The sequence below is a fragment of the Yersinia sp. 2553 StPb PI genome (genome assembly GCF_052217105.1).
Lineage (GTDB): Bacteria > Pseudomonadota > Gammaproteobacteria > Enterobacterales > Enterobacteriaceae > Yersinia > Yersinia enterocolitica_E.
In genome coordinates this window covers 3,200,044-3,221,180 of the sequence record NZ_JAZGPX010000002.1, presented here as the reverse complement: position 1 = coordinate 3,221,180, position 21,137 = coordinate 3,200,044, and the positions used below count along the sequence as shown (strand labels likewise).

Sequence of the window (21,137 nt, the reverse complement as noted above, 5' to 3'; positions counted from 1 at the left end):
GGGTGCACTTTATCGTGATCAAAATTGAAGACTATCCATTAAGCCGCGTGCCACAGGATAAAAGGGTTTCATTTTTAAGCGTTGCCATCGTTCACATGGGTATGCTGACCGCGCTGGATCAATTTATGCTGGGGGCGGTGCTGGGTAACTCCATGACACTGACTGATGCATTCACCGCAATCCTTATTGGCAGCATAATATTTGGTGTGGTGACCTACGGTCTTGGGCTGGCCGGTATGCGTGAAGGGATCTCCGGTAGCCTGTTGGCTCGCTGGTGTGGCTTTGGTCGCTTAGGCTCAGTACTGATCGGGATTGTGGTGGCCGTGAGTTTATTGGGTTGGTTTGGTATACAAAACGCTATTTTTGCCAAATCGCTTGATTTCGCGCTGGGTAATAAACTGGGATTCGGATTCGCGGCAGCTTTATCGGGTAGCCTGCTGACTATCTTGGTGGCATTTGGTTTTAAGGCATTGCGCATCGCCGCACGTATTGCGGTTCCGATGTTTATTTTGCTGGTGGCTTATATCTCTATTAGTACGCTGTCCGGGCATAATTTGCATGAAATTATGCAGTTGATACCACCGGGTGATCCTCTGTCTATCAGCGCAGGTATCACTATCGTTGTCGGGGGCGCTATCGTGGCAAGCTTGATGACCCCTGACCTAACGCGTTATTCCAAAAATGGGAAGCATGTGTTGGGTGTGACGATTTTCACCATTGTGGCCGGGGAGTTCGTGGTCAATGGCCTGGCTATCTTGATTGCTAAAACGCTCGGAACGGCTGATGTGGTGACTATTATGTCTCAGGCCGCGGGTGGTGCAGGCTTGCTGGTGGTGGTGTTCTCAACATTAAGAGTTAATGACCTTAATCTGTACTCTTCGTCCCTCGGTATCGTCAATGCGGTCGAGGGGCTGACCGGGAAAAAACTGAAATACACCTTAACCACGTTAGTTATCGGCGTGCTGGGTACGACACTTTCCGTGTTAGGGATTTTGGATCGGTTTGTGGATTTCCTTACGGTGCTAGGCGTGGTATTCCCGCCGATTATCGGCATCATGCTGGTGGACTATTTTGTGTTGCGCTCTCATCGCAATATTCTGGATAAGAGTCGACTGGAAGGGAAACTCCCTGACGAAACCCAAACACCAGTTATCGGTTGGGTTGCCATTATTGCCAGTATTGTCGGCAGTGTTATCGGATTGGTGACTGAGTGGGGGATTCCAACCATTAACTCGCTGGTTGCCGCCAGCTTGATATATTGGCTATTCAAAGTGGCAGTCAGTCGTAATCAAAAAAGTATTGAATCAGAAAAAGCGATTTAACGGTATTCTGAATACTCCTCGCAGTGCGGGGAGTATTTGGAAATCCATTCATTACCTGCTCGCGCTCAAACTACTGATACAGCCTCGGTAAACTTTCAATCTACGCCTGCTATTCCATCTGATTCTTTTTGAGGATACTTTGCCGTTGCTAGCGTTGGCCCATGCTTCTTTCTACTATCGCCATAATCAACTCAAATAGCTCAGATTTTGCCTGTGAGGCGGTGATTTCGCCGCTAGCAGCAGAACACGATAACCCTTCTGCTGCACCTAGCAATGCCCATAGGCTGGCATCTGAAATCAGATTCCCTTTAGCATAGGGCGCGAGTATATTCCGGCATTTGTGGATGTACGCCTTAGAATATTCACGTTTCATCTCATCCAGCTCAGGCGTGCCTTTTAATGCTGCAATGACCCCAGAGATTTCCTGCCCCTGAAGCAGGACACAGTCAATATATGATGAGGCGGTCACAGTGGCGATAGCAGTGAGTGTTGGCTCGCATTGCGCAATGGCCGCATCCATCAATGTGGTTTGGCGGCTATCAAACTCTTTATAAAGTTCGGCAAAAAGTCCAGCTCGGGTGCCGAAATGGTCATAAACCACCGGTTTAGTGACGCCGGAGCGCTCAGCAAGGCGGCCTAGCGTCAGGGCTTCAGTGCCTTCTTCCCGCACCAGTTGCCATGCTGTATTCATTAATTGGTGGTAACGCTCTTCACGCGATAGGCGAAGTCGTGACGATACATTCTTTTTGCTAGTTGACATGCTTATATACCAAAGGTAACTTACCAACAGTAACTTACTAATGGTATATAGATTGCGCCAACGGCATTTTAATGGCAATCAGGAGTCAGATTATGCATTCACTTATCGTTACCTCACATCCGCTTCATGAATCACTCACTAACAGTGTTGCACGACAGATTGCAGCGGGGTTGGTTGCATCGGATTCTACACACACTTATGAGATTGCCGATATTGCTACCGAAGGTTTTGACCCAAGGTTTACCGCAGTGGATATTGCTGCTTTTAATCGGCAAGCTTCGCTGGCGGATGATGTGCTGGCGGAGCAACAGAGGATTGAGCGAGCAGATGCGCTGGTATTAGTGTTCCCAATTTACTGGTGGTCGATGCCCGCATTGTTAAAAGGATGGATTGATCGCGTGTTTTCCAATGGCTGGGCCTATGATGACGCGGGGGAGTTGATCAAAAAGCTGACGCATCTGCCAGTACATATCATTGGAATCGGTGCGGCCGCGCATAAGACTTATATCAATCATGGCTTTGCCGAAGCGATGAAAATACAGATTGAGCACGGTATTTTCAATTTCTGCGGTGCACCGGTGATGAGTTCAACCGTGTTACTGCTGCCAGACTTAGGTGGCCCTGGTCCGGTACTTGAAGCCGCATATAATATGGGTACTAATATCTTTGCCTGCGAGACCGCAGCAGGATGATGGCCTGAAAGTTAGTGATTCCACTTCCGTTTATCCTCCATGGAGAAGTGGAATCAACTAGATTTAATTACGCAATTGGCAACGTTTTTCGCGTTTTTTTAGGCTTCAGATAACGTGAAGGCCAGATCTCCGCAGGATGTAATTCCAGCACCTGTGCAATCAAGTTTTCGCCCTTCGGCCAATGGCGCAACAGCGTATTCGCCAGCGTTGAAGAGGCCAGCCCTGACTCTCGGGAAAGTGCCGCCATCGTTGTACCGCGTTTTTTCAAACCCGCGATAATATCTGCCGGATGCCAGTCTTGTTTATCCATAATGTTTAATCCTCCATGTGATGTGTTCGAGTAATTATCCTATCCGCGTAAAAATATCCCAAAACAGGATATTTTTGGGGTATGGATTGTTGTGGTTAATTTAGATTTTGTATGGTTATCCGAGTTAGGGCTGAAGATATATTGGGGAGGATAGGGTACCCATACCCCACAACACCTGGCATAGTTAACGCATTCAATAAAATGACTCACTAATTTTGGGTGACGATGCATGGCGGCGGTAAATCACTGGACGCGGGATCAATTGTTAGTTGCTTTTACACTGTATAGCCAAATTCCCTTTGGCAAATTGCATTCCAGAAATCCCGATATTATTCATTACGCCGCGTTAATTGGCAGAACCCCTTCGGCACTCGCGATGAAGTTGGTCAATTTAGCCAGTCTGGACCCTTTTATTACTGACTCAGGCCGCAGTGGTTTAACGAGTGTCTCTAAGGCCGACCGAGCTTTATGGCTGGAATTGAATGAGAATGCTGAAGTTTTTGAATTGCAATGCCAACAGGCGATGAGTGAGTTAGAAAAGCCGATTACCCAACTATTTGATAGTAATATTAAAGTTGATAATAGTATTAACGCTGACAGTGGTATTAAAGACTTTAGTGGCGGCGAAAGAACTACGATTATTAAAGCTAGGGTCGGTCAGCAATTATTTCGTAAAAATGTACTGCACATCTATGACAATCGTTGCTGTATTACTGAACTAGAAGTACCTGCATTACTCGTTGCCAGCCATATTCGCCCATGGAGTCACGGCGCTGAACATCGGCTTAATCCCAGTAATGGTCTGTGCCTTTCAAGCTTGCACGACCGGGCCTTTGATCAGGGATTAATCACCTTTAATGAGCATCTGGAAATGGTGTTATCCCCTCTGATCAAAAAACTCAAAAGCAGTATCAGTGAAGATAATTTCGCTAAATATGAAGGGCGGAAGCTGCGTTTACCGGTTAAGTTTTCCCCCGATGAAGGGCAGATGGCGTATCACCGCCAGAATATCTTCATAAAATAGAGCATGCTGACAAAGTGAAATGAAGGGGATACTTACTGTTGGGGCAATAGTGGCGTAAGCCACCGTGCACTCTGAGTGCGGTAAACCCTTCATTCACTGCGCCAGGAATCGCGTTGTTATAAACCTCAGTGTGTCAGGTTTATTTCAACAAGAACGACTGACCCTGTTTCAGCACTAAATCACAGGCTTTGGTTTTGATTTTTTCAGTGATTTGCTCACTGCCCAGATCGTTCAAATTCAAACTCTTACCTTCACCGGTTTTCAGTAATCCGCCTAAACCTTCCTGATAGTCCTGGCTCTTGGCATTTTCGGTACTGGTGATACCCAGTTTACTCATCAATTGGTCTTTAATCGCCGAAGTGCCATTGGCCGACAGTACATTATTTTGTACGCAATATTGCAATATACCGGCAGCATTGGTCATGGTGCTGGCACTTAGCCCTTTATCGCCACCATTGAGTAAGCCGGTCAATGACGACAATGAAGATGAGCTATCACCCGATTTACTGTATTGGTCAGCAGCACTTTTTACTGAATCCAATAGGCTATTGGCGTGAACGGTAGCCGTCAGCAGCGTGGTAGAAAAAGCCAAAGCCAGCGCCAGGCGATAAGTGATGTTCATAGAAACTCCTGTTTTACAGCGGCCTCACTGCCATGAGGCCGTGATACCACCAGAAAGACTGCTAATTATTTTCTTCGGCGCTAAGAATAACGCAAAGGAGACATTTTGCTGATAGGTGTTATCTGATAACGCGGCAACTTGCTGAATTACCACGGGCTTCATATCGCGTTTAAATTCCCCCTCTTAATGCCCATACCTTAGGCGCAAAACCTCCGGGTAAGGGTCAAAATAGCGCTGCTGGGCAAGATAGCTGTCGGGATATTCAGCTAAATAATGTTTGAGCAGGGTAATGGGGGCAAGCAGTGGCTGACTGCCTTGACGATAACGCAAAATCAGTTGTGCCAGCTCGCTGCGTTGCCGGGGGCTGAGTTGGTTGCTGAAATAGCCTTGGACATGCTGCAAGACATTGGTGTGACCACGGCGCGAGGAGTGTTGGCTCATCAGGGCCATCAGCCGGTTACGGTATTCAAAAGCACATTCATTAATTGAAGGCCATTGGTCGATAGCCGCAACGAAACGCCCTAATTCACGGTAGGCAGGTTGCGAATGAGCTAGTAATAACAATTTATAGCGGCTATGGAAAGCGATCAGCCGAGCGCGGCTCATGCCTTGTTGCCATAGCTGATTAAACTCATGTAAGGCATAGATTCGTGCCACAAAATTCTCTTTCAGCTCAGGGTCACACAGGCGGCCATCTTCCTCAATGGGGAGCCACGGTAGTTGGCGCATTAATTCTTGAGTGAAAATACCAGTACCACTTTTGCGGTTATTTTTGCCATCGGTTTCATACACCCGCACTCGCTCCATGCCGCAGCTAGGGGATTTGGCGCAAACCACATAGCCGCTTAAATGCTGCAATCCCGCAATTCTTTTCGCGGAGAAGTCCTGCATGGCGCGGGTCAGGTCGGTTTCTGGTTGGTTACTAAAGCTGAGACGAATATCATCAGCGCCTGCTTTAACCAAGCGCAGCGCTGGGCGGGGTGAAGGCAGCCCGATTGCCATCTCAGGGCAGATCGGCTCAAAATGAACAAAAGGGGCCAACTCGTCCACGGCAAATGTTAGACGTTTATGCCCGCCATCGAAACGTACTTTCTCACCTAACAGGCAAGCGCTGATGCCGACGGCGATTTTGTCTGACATGGTTTTGCCTCATGATTTATCGTGATTACACTTATCTACTTTCATTATAGTTAAGGTCTAAGCATTTCCGGTACTGGTGATGATCAGTTTACTCATTAAGCATTTTGTTGATAGGTGTCATCTTATAACGCGGAATATTTGATTGTGACTAACCCAATAAATCGGGGCCAATAATCCTATAATTATCAGCCCCGGAGTAATACGAGTCAGTTTTTACCCTTCATTAGCGGCTGGCTTTGATTGGCGGAATTTACGTACTACTCGCAGGATTGGCGGCAGCACCAACACCACCACGGCCAGTATTAGCAAGCTTTTTGCAATAGGGCTCGACCACAAAATAGTGTAATTGCCATTGCTAATGGACAGTGCACGGCGCAGGTTTTGCTCCAGCATTTCGCCCAGAACAAAGCCTAAAATCAGCGGGGACATGGGGAAGTTCATTTTTCTCAGCAGATAGCCAAAGATACCCAATCCAACCATGAGCATCAGGTCGAAAGTGGTGCTGTGCACCGCATACACCCCCACCGCAGAGACTGCTGCAATGGCGGGGACCAGGAACCATAACGGAATGGTTAACATGCGGGTGAAGAAGCCAACCAGAGGTAGGTTCATCAGCAGTAATATAACGTTGGCTATCAACAGCGAGGCAATTAACCCCCAGACAATATCCGGTTGCTCGGTGAACATCGCAGGCCCCGGTGTGATGTTATACAGGGTCAATGCTCCCATCATTACCGCCGTAGTGCCTGAGCCTGGAACGCCCAGAGTGAGCATAGGAATAAAAGATCCACAGGCAGAAGCATTATTCGCCGCTTCAGGTGCGGCAACACCACGAATATCCCCTTTACCAAAACTATCGCTGTTACCACTGATGCGTTTTTCGGTCATGTAGGTCAGCGCACTGGCGATGGTTGCCCCTGCGCCCGGCAAAATCCCAACAAAGAAACCGATCACTGAAGATCGCAGTGTTGGCCCAACACATTCTGCCGCCTCTTTGCGGTTGAACATCAGGCGACCGGTTTTACGCACCAGTTTCTGGCCGGTACTGGTACTTTCCAGCATCAACAAGATTTCACTGACCGAGAACAAGCCGATCACTACCACGATAAATTGGATCCCATCAGAGAGATGGACACTATCAAATGTGAAGCGATAAACGCCGGTGTTTGCATCAACGCCTACTGTCGCCAACCCCAAGCCGATTAAGGCGGCGAGCAGTGATTTCAAGGGATTTTGGCTCATCATGCTGCCAAGGCAGGCGATAGCGAAGACCATTAACGCGAAATACTCCGAGGGTCCGAATGCCAGTGACCACTGTGCCAGTAGCGGTGCAAACAGAATGATCCCACCAATAGCCAAGAGTGAACCAACAAATGAGCTAACTGCTGAAATGGATAGCGCTACACCGGCACGGCCCTGCTGCGCCATTGGATAACCATCAAGGGCGGTCATGATAGCCGCGGCATCACCGGGGACATTAAGTAATATGGATGAGATGCGCCCACCATATTCACAACCGATATAAACCGTAGCCAGCAAGATCAGGGCAGACTCGGCGGGCAGTTTTAGGGCAAAAGCGAGTGGCAGCAAAATGGCCACGCCGTTGATCGGCCCCAGTCCTGGGAGTAAGCCAACAATGGTACCGATAAAGCAGCCTATCAGGGCAATCATCAGGTTTTGTGGTGTTAATGCCACCTCAAATCCTTGCGATAAATACATCCAAGTTTCCATCACAGCCTCGTTAGTTCAGCCAAACGCCAAGTGGTAGGGTGACATCAAGTAAATAGTCAAAGGCATAGAATAATGACGCGCCCAGGACCACGCCGGACAGCGCAGCGACCCATATTTTTGCCTCAAATAACAATGCGATGCTAAATGTTAGCAGGGCTGTCGCCAGCGGGAATCCAAGCGACTCAAACCCCCAGGCATAGAGCACCAGCGTAATCACCATCACCAACAGGCGATGCAATACTTTGGCGTGCGGCCATGCGATAACGTCTGGTTTACGCAGCAGCAATAGCACCGCGCACAGTGTCATTAACGCCAGAATTGCCATCGGGAAAGGGCGCGGGCCTAGCGGCTCGTAACTGTATTCGCTTTGAATTCCCCAGCCGATAAATAAGCCGCTGATACAGAGTAGGATCCAGATACTGGCAAAAATACGATCGCTCATGATCTTTCTCCTTAATTATTTGGCCAGCCCGAATGCTTTAGCTTGTTCACGATATTGTTCAATCTGTTTTTTGACATACACATCCAGCTCTTTGCCGGTCAGGTTGAACTCAAATAAGCCGCGTAATTCGCGCTGTTTTTTGAACTCGTCAGTTTGTACCAAGGTGTTAAAGGTCTCCGTCCACCATTGATATTCGGCATCACTGACCTTCGGCCCGAGATAGAAACCACGAATAATCGGCCACACTAAATTGAAGCCTTGTTCTTTAGCCGTAGGAATATTAGCCAGTTGGCCAGGCAGGCGTTGTTCTGCATAAACAGCCAATATCCGTAGTTTGTCGCCTGCCAGATAGGGCACCATTTCACTTAAGTCCCCGGACACCGCCTGAATATGGTTACCTAACAATGCGGTAACCGGTTCACCGCCACCCTCAAAGGCCACATAGCGCATTTTATGGGGATCGACGCCCACCTCACGGGCCAGTAACGCCGTTTTCATCCAGTCCTGGCTGCCAATCGAGGCACCGGCCCCGAATACCACGCTGTTAGGATCTTGTTTAAAGGCATCCATCAGATCTGTTAGCGTTTTATAGGGAGAGTCAGCCCGCACGGCGATCATGCCGTAATCAGTGCCAACGGCCGCCAACCACTTCACATCGTCAGGGCTATAACGGCCAAATTTATTTTGTGCCAGATTAAGTAAAGAGCCGCCGGAGAACGCGACCACGGTGCCAAACTCTGCTGGCCGTTGCGCCACGATGGCGTTATAGGCAACCGCTCCGACACCTCCTGGCATATAGCTGACCCGCATTGGGCGATCAATTGCTTTAGTCTCTTGCAGGGAAACCTGAATCAATTTACAGGTAAGATCAAAGCCGCCGCCGGGTTTGGCCGGCGCAATACATTCTGTTCTGCCAGGTGCCTCGATAGCCTGTGCCATTTGTGCTGTCAGTATCAGAATCGAGGCGGCTAAAGTGCGGGTAATTATCCTTTTCATCTTATTCCCTCATTATTTTCGTCTAAATTGTGAGCCTTCCCGCGATTGCGAGGTTGCTGAATTGTTAATAGATTAACCTTTCAGTTACCTTTCAATGGGAAGGAAAAAGTACAGGATGTGATATGCGTCTCTTGTTGGTAGAGGATCACCCCGAGTTATCTCACTGGTTACAGAAAGCATTGACTCATGCGGGCTTCGCTGTGGATGTGGCAAATGATGGTGTTGCCGCCGATCATTTGCTGCAAAACGAAAATTACGCGCTGGTGGTATTGGATGTGGCGTTGCCACGTTTGAACGGGTTAGATTTGCTGGCCCGGCTACGTAAGCGTGGGCAAACGCTGCCGGTGCTGTTGTTGACCGCCAGAACGGAAGTGGCAGACCGGGTGAAAGGGCTGAACTTGGGGGCGGATGACTATTTGACGAAACCGTTTGAACTGGATGAACTGGAGGCGCGGATACGTGCTCTATTACGGCGTAGTGTCGGTGGAACCGGGCAGGCGGTGCAATTTGGTGAGTTGACCTATCACGACGAAGGTTACTTTCTGTTAGCGGATAAGCCACTGGCGCTGACACCGCGGGAATCGGCAGTATTAACCTCACTGATGCATCGCCGGGGTAGGCCAGTTGCCAAACAACAACTGTTTGAGCAGGTATTTACCTTATCCGATGATGCCAATCCAGAAAGTATTGAACTGTATGTGCATCGGGTGCGTAAAAAGCTGCATGGCAGTAATGTCTCTATCCAGACTTTACGCGGTTTAGGTTACAGCCTGGAATGCACTAATGGCATGCTCTAACACTACTGTGCCACGATGGTTTAAAGCCCCACGTTCGCTGTTTCATCAATTGCTGCTGTTTTTTGGTGTCCCACTACTGATTTTGGGCGGGATCTCTATTTATACCCATTATATCAGTGCGATGAATGCGGCTACGTTAGCTTATGACCGCACGTTATTAGCCTCTGCCCGGACGGTCGCGGAGCGGTTGGTTGTTCGTCATGGGCAGCTAGAGGTTGATGTCCCTTATATTGTCCTCGATAGTTTTGAGCGCAATATGAATGATCAGCTTTACTATCAGGTGATTACGCCAGAGGGGAAAAGTATAGCTGGCTACAATGATTTACCGCCTTTCCCGCTGAATACGCCACGATCCCTTCTCTACCCTGCATTGGTACATTTTTATGATGCCGAGTACCGAGGCAAACCAATACGTGTGGCTGCGCTTTATCAACCGGTTAATGAGTCTGGTGTTATGGGGATGGCGATGGTGCTGGTGGCTGAAACGCTAGCATCCCGCCATGATCTGGCACAGCAGATCATGATATCGGCAGTCTTGACCCAAGGTACGCTGGTGCTCTTGACGCTGGTAATGGCGTATATCTTACTCAAAGGTATCCTCAAGCCATTACGTAAGCTATCAGGCTTGATGCTGCGGCGTGATCCCGGTGAACTGACCCCGCTCCCCAAAGTGTTGCCATGGTCAGAAATGGAACCGTTGTTATTGGCCTTTGATCGCTACATCGAGCGTTTACGGGAAATGGTGGCACGTCAGGGGCGCTTTAGTGCTGATGCCTCTCATCAATTGCGTACACCGTTAACGGTGTTGAAAACGCAGGTGGCGGTGGCGCTGGCCAGTGACTCCCCACAACAATGGCGTGAAAGCCTATTGGCGATGCGCGGGACACTGGATCACACCGTTTCCCTGACGGATCGGTTATTGCAGTTATCACGGATGAAAGTACACGAGCGCAGACTACAACCGGTTAATCTCGGCCCACTATTACGCGACGCGTGTTTTGCACACCTTGCTCAAGCCCGCAGCAAGCAGATTGATCTGGGCTATGAGGGGGTGTCTGAGTGCTGGATCGAGGGGGATGCCTTATTGCTGACTGAACTGTGCGACAACCTGCTGGACAACGCGTTGAAATACACACCAAAGCAGGGCGTGGTGACGGTACGGTTGGTTATAGGCGGTGACACAGGGCGCTGTTGGTTAGAAATAGAAGACAGTGGCCCTGGTATTGCACAAGATGAAGCTGCGCAAGCGCTGATGCCATTCCACCGGTTGGATAATGTGGGTGAGCAGCAAGGGGCGGGGCTGGGGTTAGCATTGGTAAAAGACATTACGACCTACCATAAAACCCGCCCAGAGTTATTGCACAGTGAGTTACTAGGCGGTTTATGGGTGCGGATAAGTTTTAGCGTGTGCGCGTGATGTGGCTCAGTCGCTAAATTTGCCATGCGGCTCCAACATGCGGGCAGCGTAGGAAATCGGCTGCCCGTGTCGGCTAAGGCATCAGGCCGATAAATACTGTTTTCTTGCGTGGGCCGGTCATCAATCCCTCCAGTTGTTCGACACACTTCAGGTAATGGGGGGTTTGCTTATGTGCCGCCACCGCAGCTTCATCGGTATAAGCCTCATAGATATAAAAACGGGTTGGGATCGTCTCGTCCCTTAGCACATCAAAACGCAAGTTCCCCGCCTCGCGGATAGAACCCTGATGATTGGCGCGAAAAACCTCAATAAACTGCTCAACTTTGTCATCTTTCACATTAATTTCGACGAGAGTCACGTGCATATTTGTCTCCTGATTACCAAAGGTCTCCTTATTACCGAAGACCTCCTTGTCACGGCTTACCAGTCACTGACTGGCAGCGATGCCCACTCAACCTTTTTCATCTAAGAACAGCTTATAGGCTGTTTGTGCATTTTCATTTTTATGTACCACTGCATGAACCGCTTTCAGCATGGCAATTGGGGCTTCTGACTGGAAGATATTGCGCCCCATATCTACACCTGACGCTCCCTGATCAATGGCTTGATAGCACATTTCCAATGCATCGCGTTCTGGTAGTTTTTTACCACCGGCAATGACGATAGGCACTGGACAACCGGCAGCGATACGTTCAAATCCACTGTCAACATAATAGGTTTTGATCACCTGTGCGCCCATCTCAGCGGCAATTCGGGTGGCCAGAGAGAAGTAGCGCTGGTCGCGAGCCATGTCTTTACCGACGCCAGTCACGGCCATGGTAGGCATGCCGTAGCGCATTCCCTGATCAACTAATTGAATGATATTTTTAATCGACTGATGCTCGTGTTCAGTGCCGATATAGACTTGTGCCGCCACGGCGCAGGAGTTGAGCCGCAATGCATCTTCCATTGCCACCGCCACCGCTTCGTTGGATAAATCAGTCAGAATCGAGTTGGCACCAGATGCGCGCAGTACCACCGGGCGATTGGCCGACGCGGGGACGATACTGCGCAAAATGCCACGGGTACACATTAGGACATCGGCATATTCAAACAGCGGGGCGATATTGATATCAATCCGCTCCAGGCCCGTGGTCGGCCCCTGAAAATAACCGTGATCAAATGCCAGCATTACCGTGCGATTGGTTTTCGGATTGAAAATTCGCGCCAGCCGGGATTGCATCCCCCAATCCAGTGAACCCGAGCCTTTCAGTGTAAAGGCAGGATTTATCTGCGGCACGCCAATACCGAAATCTTTACCGTCTTTAATATCGTCTAAATCAGCCATCTGTTATTACTCCTTTAGTCCTGTTCCGGCCCGCCGGTGGACGGGCCGCCGAGATTAAAAATCGTATTTGTCGATGTTTTCTTTAGTGAAAATGACCCGCTGTGGCAGTAACACAATGCCGCTGCCTTTAGCCTCATGGTCATAGCCCTGAATGCTATTCGGTGCCACTTCAACCACGCCAATGTTCGGGATATCAATTTTATCGCCGACATTCAGGTCGCCTTTTTTCAGCATTTCATTGGCGACATAAACTGAAATCTTGCCTTGATTAACCACATCCCACAGACCGAATTCCTTGACCGTGCCGCGCTGAACATAAGGGCGCATCACGTTTGGAGTACTGAAGCCGACGATCGCCACATTGTCGCGTTTCAGGTTTTCTGCTGCTTGTGCCGCAGCGGGCAGGGCGTTGGCATCTGGGGCAATAATGGCATCCAGATCGCTATAAGCTTTTAAGATGCCTTCTGCGGTTTGCAGTGATTTTGTGGCATCGTTATAGCCGAACTGGGTGGTGACCACTTCCCAACCGGGGTGATCTTGTTGGATTTTTTTCTTCGCTTCATTGACCCATTGGTTCTGATCGGTAACCGTCGGGCTGGAATAGAAGAAGGCAACCTTGGCTTTATCTTTTTTCACTTGATTCGCGGCCATATCGACCAGCATCGAACCCAATTGATTCGGGGTACCTTGGTTGATGTAAATCGAGCGACATTCTGGTTTGGTATCAGAGTCCCAGGTCAAGATTTTGACGCCCCGTTGCATCGCGCGTTTTAACGCAGGGCACAGTCCATCCGGTGAGACTGCCGAAACCACAATGGCGTTGTAACCCTGATTGACGAAGTTATTGATTAACTGAACCTGGCCGGAAACACTCGGTTCTGTCGGGCCATCGTAGGTCACATCCACACCCAGCTCTTTACCGGCATCAACGGCACCTTTACCGCCGCTGGTGAAGAAGCCGACCCCGACCAGTTTCGGGATAAATGCGATGCGTTCTGCCGCTTGAGCAGTAGTGATACAGGCAAATCCAAGGGCACAAACCAGTGCCAGCTTTTTTAATCTTTGTGTTTTCATTGCTATCTCCGAAGAAGCTAGGGGTAGAGGTGTTGGCAATTTCACTACAAAAGAAAACAGGTATTAACTTAGGGTGTGTCTGCTGCGACGACGTTGCAGCCATTCATGAATCAGATGTCGGTGCAGGCTGATAGAGCGCCCAACCACCACTAGAATCAGCAATGCACCGGACAACGCACTCGATATCTGGTTTGGTGTGCCAATCATTTGCAAACCTTGCTGTAAGTAACCCACCAGTAATATCGCCAGTGCCGTCCCGAGGATGGAGCCAGAGCCGCCGTAGATGTTAGCGCCCCCCAGTACCACTGCGGTGATGGCTGGCATCAGGAACGAAGCCCCCAAATCAGAGCGTGCCGAACCGAAATAAGAGACCAATAGGACCGCGGCAATCGCAGACGCCACACCCGTCAGGGCATACAGGATGCATAAGGTACGCGCGACGGGCAGGGCGCTGTAACGGGCCACCCGACTGTTTTGCCCGATAAGGAATACGTTGCGGCCGCTATGAGTGCGGTGCATCAGTAGCCAGAACAGCAGCACGCAGACCATAAAGATAACCAGTGGGACGGGCAGGCCGAACAACGTTTGGTTGGCAAAATCGGTAAAGGCTGTTGGGAAACCGCCAATGCCCTCATAGCCGGTCGCGCCGGAAATGCCGGACAACAGCAAGGCGCTGCCGCCGAACAGGTACATGGTGCCTAGAGTTATGACCAACGGGTTGACGCCGGTATACAGAATCAGCCCGGCATTAATCAAACCGCATAACGCGCCAACCACCAGTGTCAGCGGGATCGCGACACTCATGGGGACGCCAGCTTGAAACATCACGCCTAGGAATATGGAGCACAATCCGATAGTTGAACCGAATGAGATGTCAATTCCGCCACTGACAATCACCATGGTCAGCGGCAAAGCTACAATGCCGATGCAGATGAAATCACTGGTACTGAACAGCAATACGTTGATATCCAGCATGCGAGAATTCGATAAACCAAACAGCAGGATTTCCAGCACTAACAGTGCAGCCAAGGCCAGTTCCCATCCATAACGGCGATATATATTCATCGCGCCACCTCTTTTTATACCCTTCATCTTTCAAATTGCAGGTGTGTTACCTACTCTCGTTTAGCCGAATCACTTACCACTGTATGCTCATCGGGATTCTCTCGTTTGCCGCCTTCCTGCATCATGAAATCTATTGGGTATAACGTTTTTCTTCTTATCCGAAGTTGTCGACTTACCAGAAACTGCCGGGCGAGCATTAAAGCGAGCATATTTCTGCTGGCGGATATTGCGCTCAATGGCACAGCGCAGGCGGCCATCGAACACCAGCACACCCAGCAACACCAGTCCGGCAATAAAGTCATTCCACCAAGCAGGCAGGCGCAGTAGCACCAGCACGCTGTCGATTTGTGTTAATAGGTAAGCCCCCAGAATGGCCCCAAGAATGGTGCCGGTACCACCGAGCAGGCTGATCCCACCGAGAACACAGGCGGCGATGGCTTTCATCTCTAACCCACTGCCCGTCTGATTAGGGATAAAGCCAATTTGGGAGGCGAAGACAATCCCTGCCAGCGCGGCCATCACCCCATTCATTGAGAAGGCAAAAATACGAATACTGTCGGTGCGGATCCCCAGTTGGCGTGCACCCTGCAAGTTATCGCCGGTAGCATAGAAACTGCGGCCAAAGGCGGTTTTACCTAGCAACAAGGCCATAGCTACAATCAGCAGCATAATTAGCCAGCCGATAGGAGAGATAGAAAACAGAATGGGGGTGGATAAACTTTTCAAGTCTGCTGGCAGCCCTTCTATCCATTTCCCGCCGGTTATCAATAGCATCAGGCCGCGATACAACCCCAGCGTACCCAGGGTGGCGACAATCGCCGGGATGCGCAGCCAGGTAACCAAAATGCCATTAAAGAAGCCCGTCACCATGCCGACCAGCAGAGCAAACAGGCAGGAGATTGCCAGCCCGAAACCAGCATTGAGCGCCATACCCACAGTGACGGCACATAAGCCGGTAATGGAGCCGACGGACACATCGATATTGCGGGTTAGCATCACCATGGTGGCGCCGATGGCTAACAGGATCAGGATCTGTGCGCTGCTGAAAATCATGGTGAAGGTTTGCAAGGTGAAGTAATTACTGTCGATCACACCAAGCAAGGCAAATAAAGCCAAAATCGCCAGCAGTGCGGTACCTTCACGATTGTTTTGAATAAATTGATAGCTTTGAATAAATTTCAACATGATGCGCCCTCGCTTTCAGCAGATTGGCGCGCATCGGTATTATGTTCACCAAAGGCCAGATGCATAATGGTATCGACATTCATTTCCGCCCCACTGACTGCGCCACTGATTTCACCCTGATGCATGACCAACACCCGGGAAGCCATCTGCACTACTTCTTCCAGATCTGACGAGATAAAAATGATCGCCACATGCTGAGAGGCAATACTGCGGATCAATTGATAAATATCGCTGCGCGCTGATACATCTACGCCACGAGTAGGTTCATCAATAATCAGTAGCAACGGATTGGCTTCAAGGCATTTCGCAATCAACAGCTTTTGTTGATTGCCACCAGACAAGGTGCGCACGGGTTGCTCAAGGTGGCTGAACTTAATGTTTAGTGCCCGCCGATAGCGTTCCAGAATGGCGGCTTCCTGTGCCGGATGTGTCCATAACCCCTGATTACCCTGGGTGAGCGAGCAGACATTCCAACTGAGCGGAGCATCCAGATAGAGGCCGGAGGCTTGGCGGTCTTCCGGCAGATAAACCAACCCGGTTGCCAGACGATTGACGGTTTTCATCAATGTGATATCAATCCCTTCCAGCCTGACGTGGCCACCGCTGGCGGGTCGTAAACCATAGAGTGTTTCAGCGAGTTCTGTTCTGCCCGCACCAACCACCCCCGCTAATCCCAGGATTTCACCGGCATGCACCTCAAAAGAGATATGGGCAAAACCTTCACCACTCAGATCGGCAACTTCTATCACCGGTTGATTGGACTGAGCACGCGCTTGAGAGCGGCGGTTACCGGGCAGTTCCAGCCATAGCTTCTGGGTATCAGATAATTCGCTGTTTTTGGCCTGTGGCTTAATGGCCTGAATAATCGTATCGATGGAGAAATCAGTGGTGGCGCCACTTAGAGCGATGCCACCATCGCGCATGACACTGACCCAATCTGCCAGTTGACGAATTTCAGGTAATTTGTGGGAGATAAATACCACTCCGACACCTTGCTGCAATAACATTTTGATTTGGCTAAATAGACGATTGGTTTCCGCCGGTGTTAGTGACGCTGTTGGCTCATCAAGGATCAAAATACGTGAGTCACGCATCAAGCCGCGCATAATTTCTACTAGCTGTTGATCTGCTACATCCAGTGAACCGGCGCTGACTGACAGATCCAAATGGCAACCCAGGTTTTTGAGTAATTGCGCCATCTTCTTCTTATCTGCCTGATGTTTGGGCAAACGAAACAGAATATTTTCTTGTACCGACAGATTGGCAAATAACATCGGTTCTTGGGGGACCAAATAGATACCGAGTTGATGTGCTTTTGCTGGGGTGAGATTAAGGCAGGGTTGCCCATTGATCTCGATGGTACCGCTGTCTGGTGGCAGCACGCCGGCGATGATCTTCATCAACGTCGATTTCCCCGCGCCATTTCCTCCCAACAGGGCATGTACCTGTCCTGGTTGCAGAGTAAAGTCGATACTCTTCAATACCACTACGCCGGAAAACTGCTTGCTGATACCACGAACCTGGAGCAGCGGTGGCGGATTGGTGTGCGGCATCAGTGGCTCCTGTTTATGAACAAAAATATTTTAAATTTAAAAGTGTTCAAAAAAGATAGCTGCATAATCCCATTTATGGCGTAATCAAGATCACATTTCCGTGAATAAAAAAATTTAAATTAAAATGTGTTCAAATGTATTGCCTAAGCTGTTAGCGTAGTTCTCAACTGAGATTTATACCCGTCATCTTTCAAGTTGTAGGTGTGTTGGCTGTGCTCAATCGCCCGAATTACTTACTTATGTAAGCTCATCGGGATTATGAACCTCATCAGAGGCTCACCCTACGGGCCAGCGCAAGCGCTGTTCAAAATGGTTTACAACCAATTTGTCTTTCGCTTGCCGCCTTCCTGCATCTTGAAATCTCTTGGGTATAGCATTTATCAGACCGTGGATTTTTGATCGATGATGAATCAATGAAGAATGAGAAAGCGGCAATAGGGATCACGGCTAATGATGAGAGAAAAATCAGTAACAAAAGAAAAACCCATGTCGTCTAACGATGAATACAAATATCCGGGTAATAGCATGAGTGAAGAGGAACTGCTCGCTCGCATTGCGTGGTTTTATTATCACGATGGCTTAACACAAGGGGATATTGGCGAACTGTTGGGGTTAACCCGACTGAAGGTCTCCAGATTGCTGGAAAAAGGCCGCCAGTCTGGGGTTATTCGGGTACAGATTAATTCGCGCTATGAGGGTTGTCTGGAACTGGAAAACACCTTGCAACAGCATTTCGGCCTCAAGCATATCCGCATTCTGCCTTCTCTGGCTGATCTCAGTATCAGTAGCCGGTTGGGGATTGGCGCTGCACATTTATTGATGGCATTGATACAACCACAACAACTACTGGCAGTCGGCTTTGGTGAAACCACCATGTGTGCCTTACAGCATTTAAGCGGTTTTATCGCTTCGCAGCAGGTCAGACTGGTGACGCTTTCCGGTGGGGTTGGCTCTTATATGACCGGTATTGGCCAGTTGGATGCCGCTTGTCAGGTCAGCATTATTCCTGCGCCGTTGCGTGCTTCCAGTGCCACAGTGGCGGAGACATTCCGTCAGGAAAACAGTGTGCGCGATGTGATGCTAGCCGCCCGAGCGGCTGATGTTGCCGTCGTGGGTATCGGTTCGGTCAATCAGCAAAAAGAGGCCACCATTTTACGCTCCGGCTATATCGGTGAAGGTGAACAACTGATGTTCAGTCGCAAGGGGGCGGTCGGCGATATCCTTGGCTACTTTATGCAAGCCGATGGCGCATTGGTGCCGGATATGCAGATTCACCAGGAGCTGATTGGCGTCTCACTGACAGATCTGACCAACATCCCGACAGTGATTGGTGTCGCCGGTGGCATTGAAAAATCAGAAGCGATTGTGGCTGCATTGCGCGGAAAATACGTGAATGCATTAGTGACGGATGAGCTAACAGCAAGATCAATCATCAAATTGATTTGATTGGCTATTTTACTTGCCAGCTTAGGCTTGCGCAGGGGTTCAAGAATTACGCCAATAGTTTTGATTATTCTTTTGAGAAAAAAGCAGTAGAGGACAGGTTTATTCATAAATTCATATAAAACAGAGGATAGCGTAATGAGTCAATTCTCTACGACCACATCGGCTGAATACCTGATGGCGCTGGATGCCGGCACCGGCAGTGTCCGGGCTGTCATATTTGATCTTAATGGTAATCAGATAGCGGCCGGACAGGCTGAGTGGCTACATTTGCCAGTACCTGATGTCCCAGGGTCGATGGAGTTTGATTTAGCGACTAACTGGAAGTTGGCCTGCCAGTGCATCCGCCAAGCATTGCATCAGGCTAAGCTACCGGCGAGTGCTATTCGCGCCGTGGCTGCCTGCTCAATGCGCGAAGGCATTGTGCTTTATGATCGCAGTGGCAAACCTATTTGGGCGTGTGCCAATGTGGATGCCCGTGCCAGCCGTGAAGTCAGTGAGCTTAAAGAGCTGCATAATGATGGGTTTGAATTCGAGGTTTATCAATGTTCAGGCCAAACTCTGGCACTAAGTGCTATGCCTCGGTTACTGTGGCTGGCGCATTACCGCCCGGATATCTATCGCCAGGCGGGTACATTAACCATGATAAGCGACTGGCTAGCCAATATGCTCAGTGGCGAACTGGCGGTTGATCCTTCGAATGCAGGAACCACCGGCATGCTGGATTTAGTCACCCGTAACTGGCAACCGAGCTTGCTGGAGATGGCTGGACTACGTGCCGATATTTTATCGCCGGTCAAAGAAACTGGAACACTGCTAGGCCATGTCACAGCACAAGCCGCAGAAGAGAGTGGTCTGCTGGCGGGAACGCCAGTGGTGATGGGCGGTGGTGATGTACAATTAGGTTGTTTGGGGTTGGGGGTCGTTCAACCGGGTCAGACCGCAGTATTGGGCGGCACCTTCTGGCAGCAGGTGGTTAATTTGCCTAAGCCGATTACCGATCCGGATATGAATACGCGTATTAACCCTCATGTTATTCCCGGTATGGTACAGGCTGAATCCATCAGTTTCTTTACCGGCTTGACCATGCGCTGGTTCCGTGATGCATTTTGCGCCGAAGAGAAATTACTGGCTCAGCGGCTGGGTATCGATACCTACAGTTTATTGGAGGATATGGCCGCCCGCGTACCGGCAGGGGCATACGGCATCATGCCGATTTTCTCCGATGTAATGCGCTTCAAATCCTGGTATCACGCCGCACCTTCCTTTATTAACCTTTCACTTGATCCAGAAAAATGCAACAAAGCTACCCTGTTCCGTGCTCTGGAAGAGAATGCCGCGATAGTCTCGGCCTGTAACTTAGCGCAAATTGCTGAGTTCTCCGGCGTCAAAGCAGCCTCAGTGGTATTTGCAGGCGGAGGTTCAAAAGGGAAACTGTGGAGCCAGATTTTGGCCGATGTGACCGGGGTTCCTGTACGAGTACCCGTTGTCAAAGAAGCCACGGCTCTCGGTTGTGCTATCGCCGCGGGTGTGGGGGTCGGGCTGTATGACGCGCTAGATAAAACCGGTGAGCGGCTAGTGCGCTGGGAGCGAGAATACACCCCGAACATCGAGCATCAGGCACTGTATCAAGCCGCAAAAGTAAACTGGCAAGCAGTGTATACCGATCAGTTGTCGCTGGTGGACAGTGGGTTGACGACTTCCCTATGGAAAGCCCCTGGCCTCTAAAATTGGCTATCTTACTTGCCAGCTTGAGCTTCGGGGCAGTGCTCGCCGCCGTCACGTACTGCGTGTACGCTCCGTTGGCTGCGCGGCTTTCCGCACTCAATCTGCCTGCGCCGATAACGCCAATTTCCTCTGATAATTATCTTACTTGCCAGCTTGAGTTTCGGGGCAGTGCTCGCCGCCGTCACGTACTGCGTGTACGCTCCGTTGGCTGTGCGGCTTTCCGCACTCAATCTGCCTGCGCCAATAACGCCAATTTCCTCTGATAATTATCTTACTTGCCAGCTTGAGTTTCGGGGCAGAATGATCATTACAATCATTCGTGGCTTTATAGAGTTAAGTAAGAAAGATATTGGTATGCTATACCCTAAATAATTCGAGTTGCAGGAAAGCGGCAACTGAGTAAATCCCCAGGAGCTTACTCAAGTAAGTGACTGGGGTGAGCGAGGGCAGCCAAAGCACATGAAGCTTGAAGTATGACGGATATAAAAGAATTGCCATGCAGCAAACAC

The 21,137-nt window shown here is 49.8% G+C and carries 22 protein-coding genes; 8 read left to right on the top strand and 14 right to left on the bottom strand.

The features are described from left to right. Nucleotides 1–14 precede the first annotated feature (14 nt). Nucleotides 15–1,322 carry a cytosine permease gene (locus V2A84_RS16200; protein ID WP_372568624.1) on the top strand — a complete coding sequence of 436 codons (1,308 nt, stop codon included), beginning with the start codon at nucleotides 15–17 and terminating at the stop codon, nucleotides 1,320–1,322. A 148-nt stretch (nucleotides 1,323–1,470) separates the two neighbouring features. On the opposite strand, the gene V2A84_RS16195 is transcribed toward V2A84_RS16200, so the two are convergent. Then, nucleotides 1,471–2,013, bottom strand: coding sequence for a TetR/AcrR family transcriptional regulator (locus tag V2A84_RS16195; RefSeq protein ID WP_227746605.1), 543 nt, complete (start codon nucleotides 2,011–2,013; stop codon nucleotides 1,471–1,473). A 161-nt stretch (nucleotides 2,014–2,174) separates the two neighbouring features. Here V2A84_RS16195 and V2A84_RS16190 point away from each other — a divergent pair, with 161 nt between their 5' ends. After that, on the top strand, nucleotides 2,175–2,774 hold the full coding sequence (locus tag V2A84_RS16190; protein WP_083160787.1) for an NAD(P)H-dependent oxidoreductase: 600 nt from the start codon (nucleotides 2,175–2,177) through the stop codon (nucleotides 2,772–2,774). Between the two features lie 67 nt (nucleotides 2,775–2,841). On the opposite strand, the gene V2A84_RS16185 is transcribed toward V2A84_RS16190, so the two are convergent. Further along, entirely contained in the window at nucleotides 2,842–3,084 is a 243-nt protein-coding gene (locus V2A84_RS16185; RefSeq protein WP_083160785.1) for a helix-turn-helix domain-containing protein, read from the bottom strand. Between the two features lie 229 nt (nucleotides 3,085–3,313). Between V2A84_RS16185 and V2A84_RS16180 the strand changes: the two genes are divergently transcribed. After that, the gene (locus V2A84_RS16180; protein ID WP_083160783.1) at nucleotides 3,314–4,108 is read left to right on the top strand and encodes an HNH endonuclease; all 795 of its coding nucleotides are present in this window, start codon (nucleotides 3,314–3,316) and stop codon (nucleotides 4,106–4,108) included. A 139-nt stretch (nucleotides 4,109–4,247) separates the two neighbouring features. Here the strand turns inward: V2A84_RS16180 and V2A84_RS16175 are convergent, their stop codons facing one another. The 6 genes from V2A84_RS16175 to V2A84_RS16150 form a co-directional block, all read right to left on the bottom strand. Further along, nucleotides 4,248–4,730, bottom strand: a complete 483-nt coding sequence (locus tag V2A84_RS16175; RefSeq protein WP_083160781.1) for a DUF2501 domain-containing protein — start codon at nucleotides 4,728–4,730, stop codon at nucleotides 4,248–4,250. Between the two features lie 24 nt (nucleotides 4,731–4,754). Further along, nucleotides 4,755–4,892, bottom strand: a complete 138-nt coding sequence (locus tag V2A84_RS16170) for a hypothetical protein (protein WP_193784736.1) — start codon at nucleotides 4,890–4,892, stop codon at nucleotides 4,755–4,757. A 21-nt stretch (nucleotides 4,893–4,913) separates the two neighbouring features. Next, the gene (locus V2A84_RS16165; protein ID WP_083160780.1) at nucleotides 4,914–5,870 is read right to left on the bottom strand and encodes a YbgA family protein; all 957 of its coding nucleotides are present in this window, start codon (nucleotides 5,868–5,870) and stop codon (nucleotides 4,914–4,916) included. Between the two features lie 213 nt (nucleotides 5,871–6,083). Then, nucleotides 6,084–7,601: a tripartite tricarboxylate transporter permease gene (locus V2A84_RS16160; protein WP_083160779.1), complete on the bottom strand. Its 1,518-nt coding sequence runs from the start codon at nucleotides 7,599–7,601 to the stop codon at nucleotides 6,084–6,086. A gap of 10 nt (nucleotides 7,602–7,611) precedes the next feature. Further along, the gene (locus V2A84_RS16155) at nucleotides 7,612–8,043 is read right to left on the bottom strand and encodes a tripartite tricarboxylate transporter TctB family protein (protein ID WP_083160778.1); all 432 of its coding nucleotides are present in this window, start codon (nucleotides 8,041–8,043) and stop codon (nucleotides 7,612–7,614) included. Nucleotides 8,044–8,058: 15 nt separating this feature from the next. Further along, on the bottom strand, nucleotides 8,059–9,039 hold the full coding sequence (locus tag V2A84_RS16150) for a Bug family tripartite tricarboxylate transporter substrate binding protein (RefSeq protein ID WP_372568625.1): 981 nt from the start codon (nucleotides 9,037–9,039) through the stop codon (nucleotides 8,059–8,061). 122 nt (nucleotides 9,040–9,161) lie between these two features. On the opposite strand from V2A84_RS16150, the gene tctD reads away from it, so the two are divergent. Both tctD and V2A84_RS16140 read left to right on the top strand, forming a co-directional pair. After that, nucleotides 9,162–9,836 (top strand): transcriptional regulator TctD, encoded by a 675-nt coding sequence (gene tctD, locus V2A84_RS16145; RefSeq protein WP_083160774.1) that lies wholly within the window; start codon nucleotides 9,162–9,164, stop codon nucleotides 9,834–9,836. Then, nucleotides 9,823–11,253, top strand: coding sequence for a sensor histidine kinase (locus tag V2A84_RS16140; protein ID WP_083160772.1), 1,431 nt, complete (start codon nucleotides 9,823–9,825; stop codon nucleotides 11,251–11,253). The genes tctD and V2A84_RS16140 overlap by 14 nt, the downstream gene beginning before the upstream one ends. A gap of 73 nt (nucleotides 11,254–11,326) precedes the next feature. Here V2A84_RS16140 and lsrG read toward each other — a convergent pair whose 3' ends face one another. From lsrG to lsrA, 6 genes are all read right to left on the bottom strand, one after another. Next, nucleotides 11,327–11,617: a (4S)-4-hydroxy-5-phosphonooxypentane-2,3-dione isomerase gene (gene lsrG / locus V2A84_RS16135; RefSeq protein ID WP_083160770.1), complete on the bottom strand. Its 291-nt coding sequence runs from the start codon at nucleotides 11,615–11,617 to the stop codon at nucleotides 11,327–11,329. A gap of 87 nt (nucleotides 11,618–11,704) precedes the next feature. Beyond that, complete coding sequence (gene lsrF, locus V2A84_RS16130) at nucleotides 11,705–12,580, bottom strand: 3-hydroxy-5-phosphonooxypentane-2,4-dione thiolase (RefSeq protein ID WP_083160768.1); 876 nt, start codon at nucleotides 12,578–12,580, stop codon at nucleotides 11,705–11,707. 54 nt (nucleotides 12,581–12,634) lie between these two features. Further along, a complete protein-coding gene (gene lsrB, locus V2A84_RS16125; RefSeq protein WP_083160765.1) occupies nucleotides 12,635–13,654 on the bottom strand; it encodes an autoinducer 2 ABC transporter substrate-binding protein LsrB in 1,020 nt (339 codons plus the stop codon). A 63-nt stretch (nucleotides 13,655–13,717) separates the two neighbouring features. Then, nucleotides 13,718–14,719 carry an autoinducer 2 ABC transporter permease LsrD gene (lsrD, locus tag V2A84_RS16120; protein WP_083160763.1) on the bottom strand — a complete coding sequence of 334 codons (1,002 nt, stop codon included), beginning with the start codon at nucleotides 14,717–14,719 and terminating at the stop codon, nucleotides 13,718–13,720. An 87-nt stretch (nucleotides 14,720–14,806) separates the two neighbouring features. After that, nucleotides 14,807–15,904 carry an autoinducer 2 ABC transporter permease LsrC gene (lsrC, locus tag V2A84_RS16115; RefSeq protein WP_083160759.1) on the bottom strand — a complete coding sequence of 366 codons (1,098 nt, stop codon included), beginning with the start codon at nucleotides 15,902–15,904 and terminating at the stop codon, nucleotides 14,807–14,809. Beyond that, nucleotides 15,898–17,457: an autoinducer 2 ABC transporter ATP-binding protein LsrA gene (lsrA, locus tag V2A84_RS16110; protein ID WP_083160757.1), complete on the bottom strand. Its 1,560-nt coding sequence runs from the start codon at nucleotides 17,455–17,457 to the stop codon at nucleotides 15,898–15,900. Before lsrA ends, lsrC begins: the two co-directional genes overlap by 7 nt. Nucleotides 17,458–17,910: 453 nt before the next feature. Between lsrA and lsrR the strand changes: the two genes are divergently transcribed. From lsrR to V2A84_RS16095, 3 genes are all read left to right on the top strand, one after another. Beyond that, nucleotides 17,911–18,903: a transcriptional regulator LsrR gene (lsrR, locus tag V2A84_RS16105; RefSeq protein ID WP_083163898.1), complete on the top strand. Its 993-nt coding sequence runs from the start codon at nucleotides 17,911–17,913 to the stop codon at nucleotides 18,901–18,903. Between the two features lie 135 nt (nucleotides 18,904–19,038). Beyond that, the gene (gene lsrK, locus V2A84_RS16100; RefSeq protein WP_193784734.1) at nucleotides 19,039–20,628 is read left to right on the top strand and encodes an autoinducer-2 kinase; all 1,590 of its coding nucleotides are present in this window, start codon (nucleotides 19,039–19,041) and stop codon (nucleotides 20,626–20,628) included. A gap of 2 nt (nucleotides 20,629–20,630) precedes the next feature. After that, nucleotides 20,631–20,891: a hypothetical protein gene (locus V2A84_RS16095; protein ID WP_193784733.1), complete on the top strand. Its 261-nt coding sequence runs from the start codon at nucleotides 20,631–20,633 to the stop codon at nucleotides 20,889–20,891. Nucleotides 20,892–21,137 lie beyond the last annotated feature (246 nt).

Bases quoted from the DNA above. Each gene is read 5' to 3' on its own strand.
- lsrA (WP_083160757.1), bottom strand. From the start codon at position 17,457: ATGCCGCACACCAATCCGCCACCGCTGCTCCAGGTTCGTGGTATCAGC.
- tctD (WP_083160774.1), top strand. From the start codon at position 9,162: ATGCGTCTCTTGTTGGTAGAGGATCACCCCGAGTTATCTCACTGGTTA.
- V2A84_RS16140 (WP_083160772.1), top strand. From the start codon at position 9,823: ATGGCATGCTCTAACACTACTGTGCCACGATGGTTTAAAGCCCCACGT.
- V2A84_RS16190 (WP_083160787.1), top strand. From the start codon at position 2,175: ATGCATTCACTTATCGTTACCTCACATCCGCTTCATGAATCACTCACT.
- lsrC (WP_083160759.1), bottom strand. From the start codon at position 15,904: ATGTTGAAATTTATTCAAAGCTATCAATTTATTCAAAACAATCGTGAA.
- V2A84_RS16155 (WP_083160778.1), bottom strand. From the start codon at position 8,043: ATGAGCGATCGTATTTTTGCCAGTATCTGGATCCTACTCTGTATCAGC.
- V2A84_RS16165 (WP_083160780.1), bottom strand. From the start codon at position 5,870: ATGTCAGACAAAATCGCCGTCGGCATCAGCGCTTGCCTGTTAGGTGAG.
- V2A84_RS16160 (WP_083160779.1), bottom strand. From the start codon at position 7,601: ATGGAAACTTGGATGTATTTATCGCAAGGATTTGAGGTGGCATTAACA.
- V2A84_RS16170 (WP_193784736.1), bottom strand. From the start codon at position 4,892: ATGAAGCCCGTGGTAATTCAGCAAGTTGCCGCGTTATCAGATAACACC.
- V2A84_RS16195 (WP_227746605.1), bottom strand. From the start codon at position 2,013: ATGAATACAGCATGGCAACTGGTGCGGGAAGAAGGCACTGAAGCCCTG.
- V2A84_RS16185 (WP_083160785.1), bottom strand. From the start codon at position 3,084: ATGGATAAACAAGACTGGCATCCGGCAGATATTATCGCGGGTTTGAAA.
- lsrG (WP_083160770.1), bottom strand. From the start codon at position 11,617: ATGCACGTGACTCTCGTCGAAATTAATGTGAAAGATGACAAAGTTGAG.
- lsrR (WP_083163898.1), top strand. From the start codon at position 17,911: ATGAGAGAAAAATCAGTAACAAAAGAAAAACCCATGTCGTCTAACGAT.
- V2A84_RS16180 (WP_083160783.1), top strand. From the start codon at position 3,314: ATGGCGGCGGTAAATCACTGGACGCGGGATCAATTGTTAGTTGCTTTT.
- lsrB (WP_083160765.1), bottom strand. From the start codon at position 13,654: ATGAAAACACAAAGATTAAAAAAGCTGGCACTGGTTTGTGCCCTTGGA.
- V2A84_RS16150 (WP_372568625.1), bottom strand. From the start codon at position 9,039: ATGAAAAGGATAATTACCCGCACTTTAGCCGCCTCGATTCTGATACTG.
- V2A84_RS16175 (WP_083160781.1), bottom strand. From the start codon at position 4,730: ATGAACATCACTTATCGCCTGGCGCTGGCTTTGGCTTTTTCTACCACG.
- lsrF (WP_083160768.1), bottom strand. From the start codon at position 12,580: ATGGCTGATTTAGACGATATTAAAGACGGTAAAGATTTCGGTATTGGC.
- lsrK (WP_193784734.1), top strand. From the start codon at position 19,039: ATGAGTCAATTCTCTACGACCACATCGGCTGAATACCTGATGGCGCTG.
- lsrD (WP_083160763.1), bottom strand. From the start codon at position 14,719: ATGAATATATATCGCCGTTATGGATGGGAACTGGCCTTGGCTGCACTG.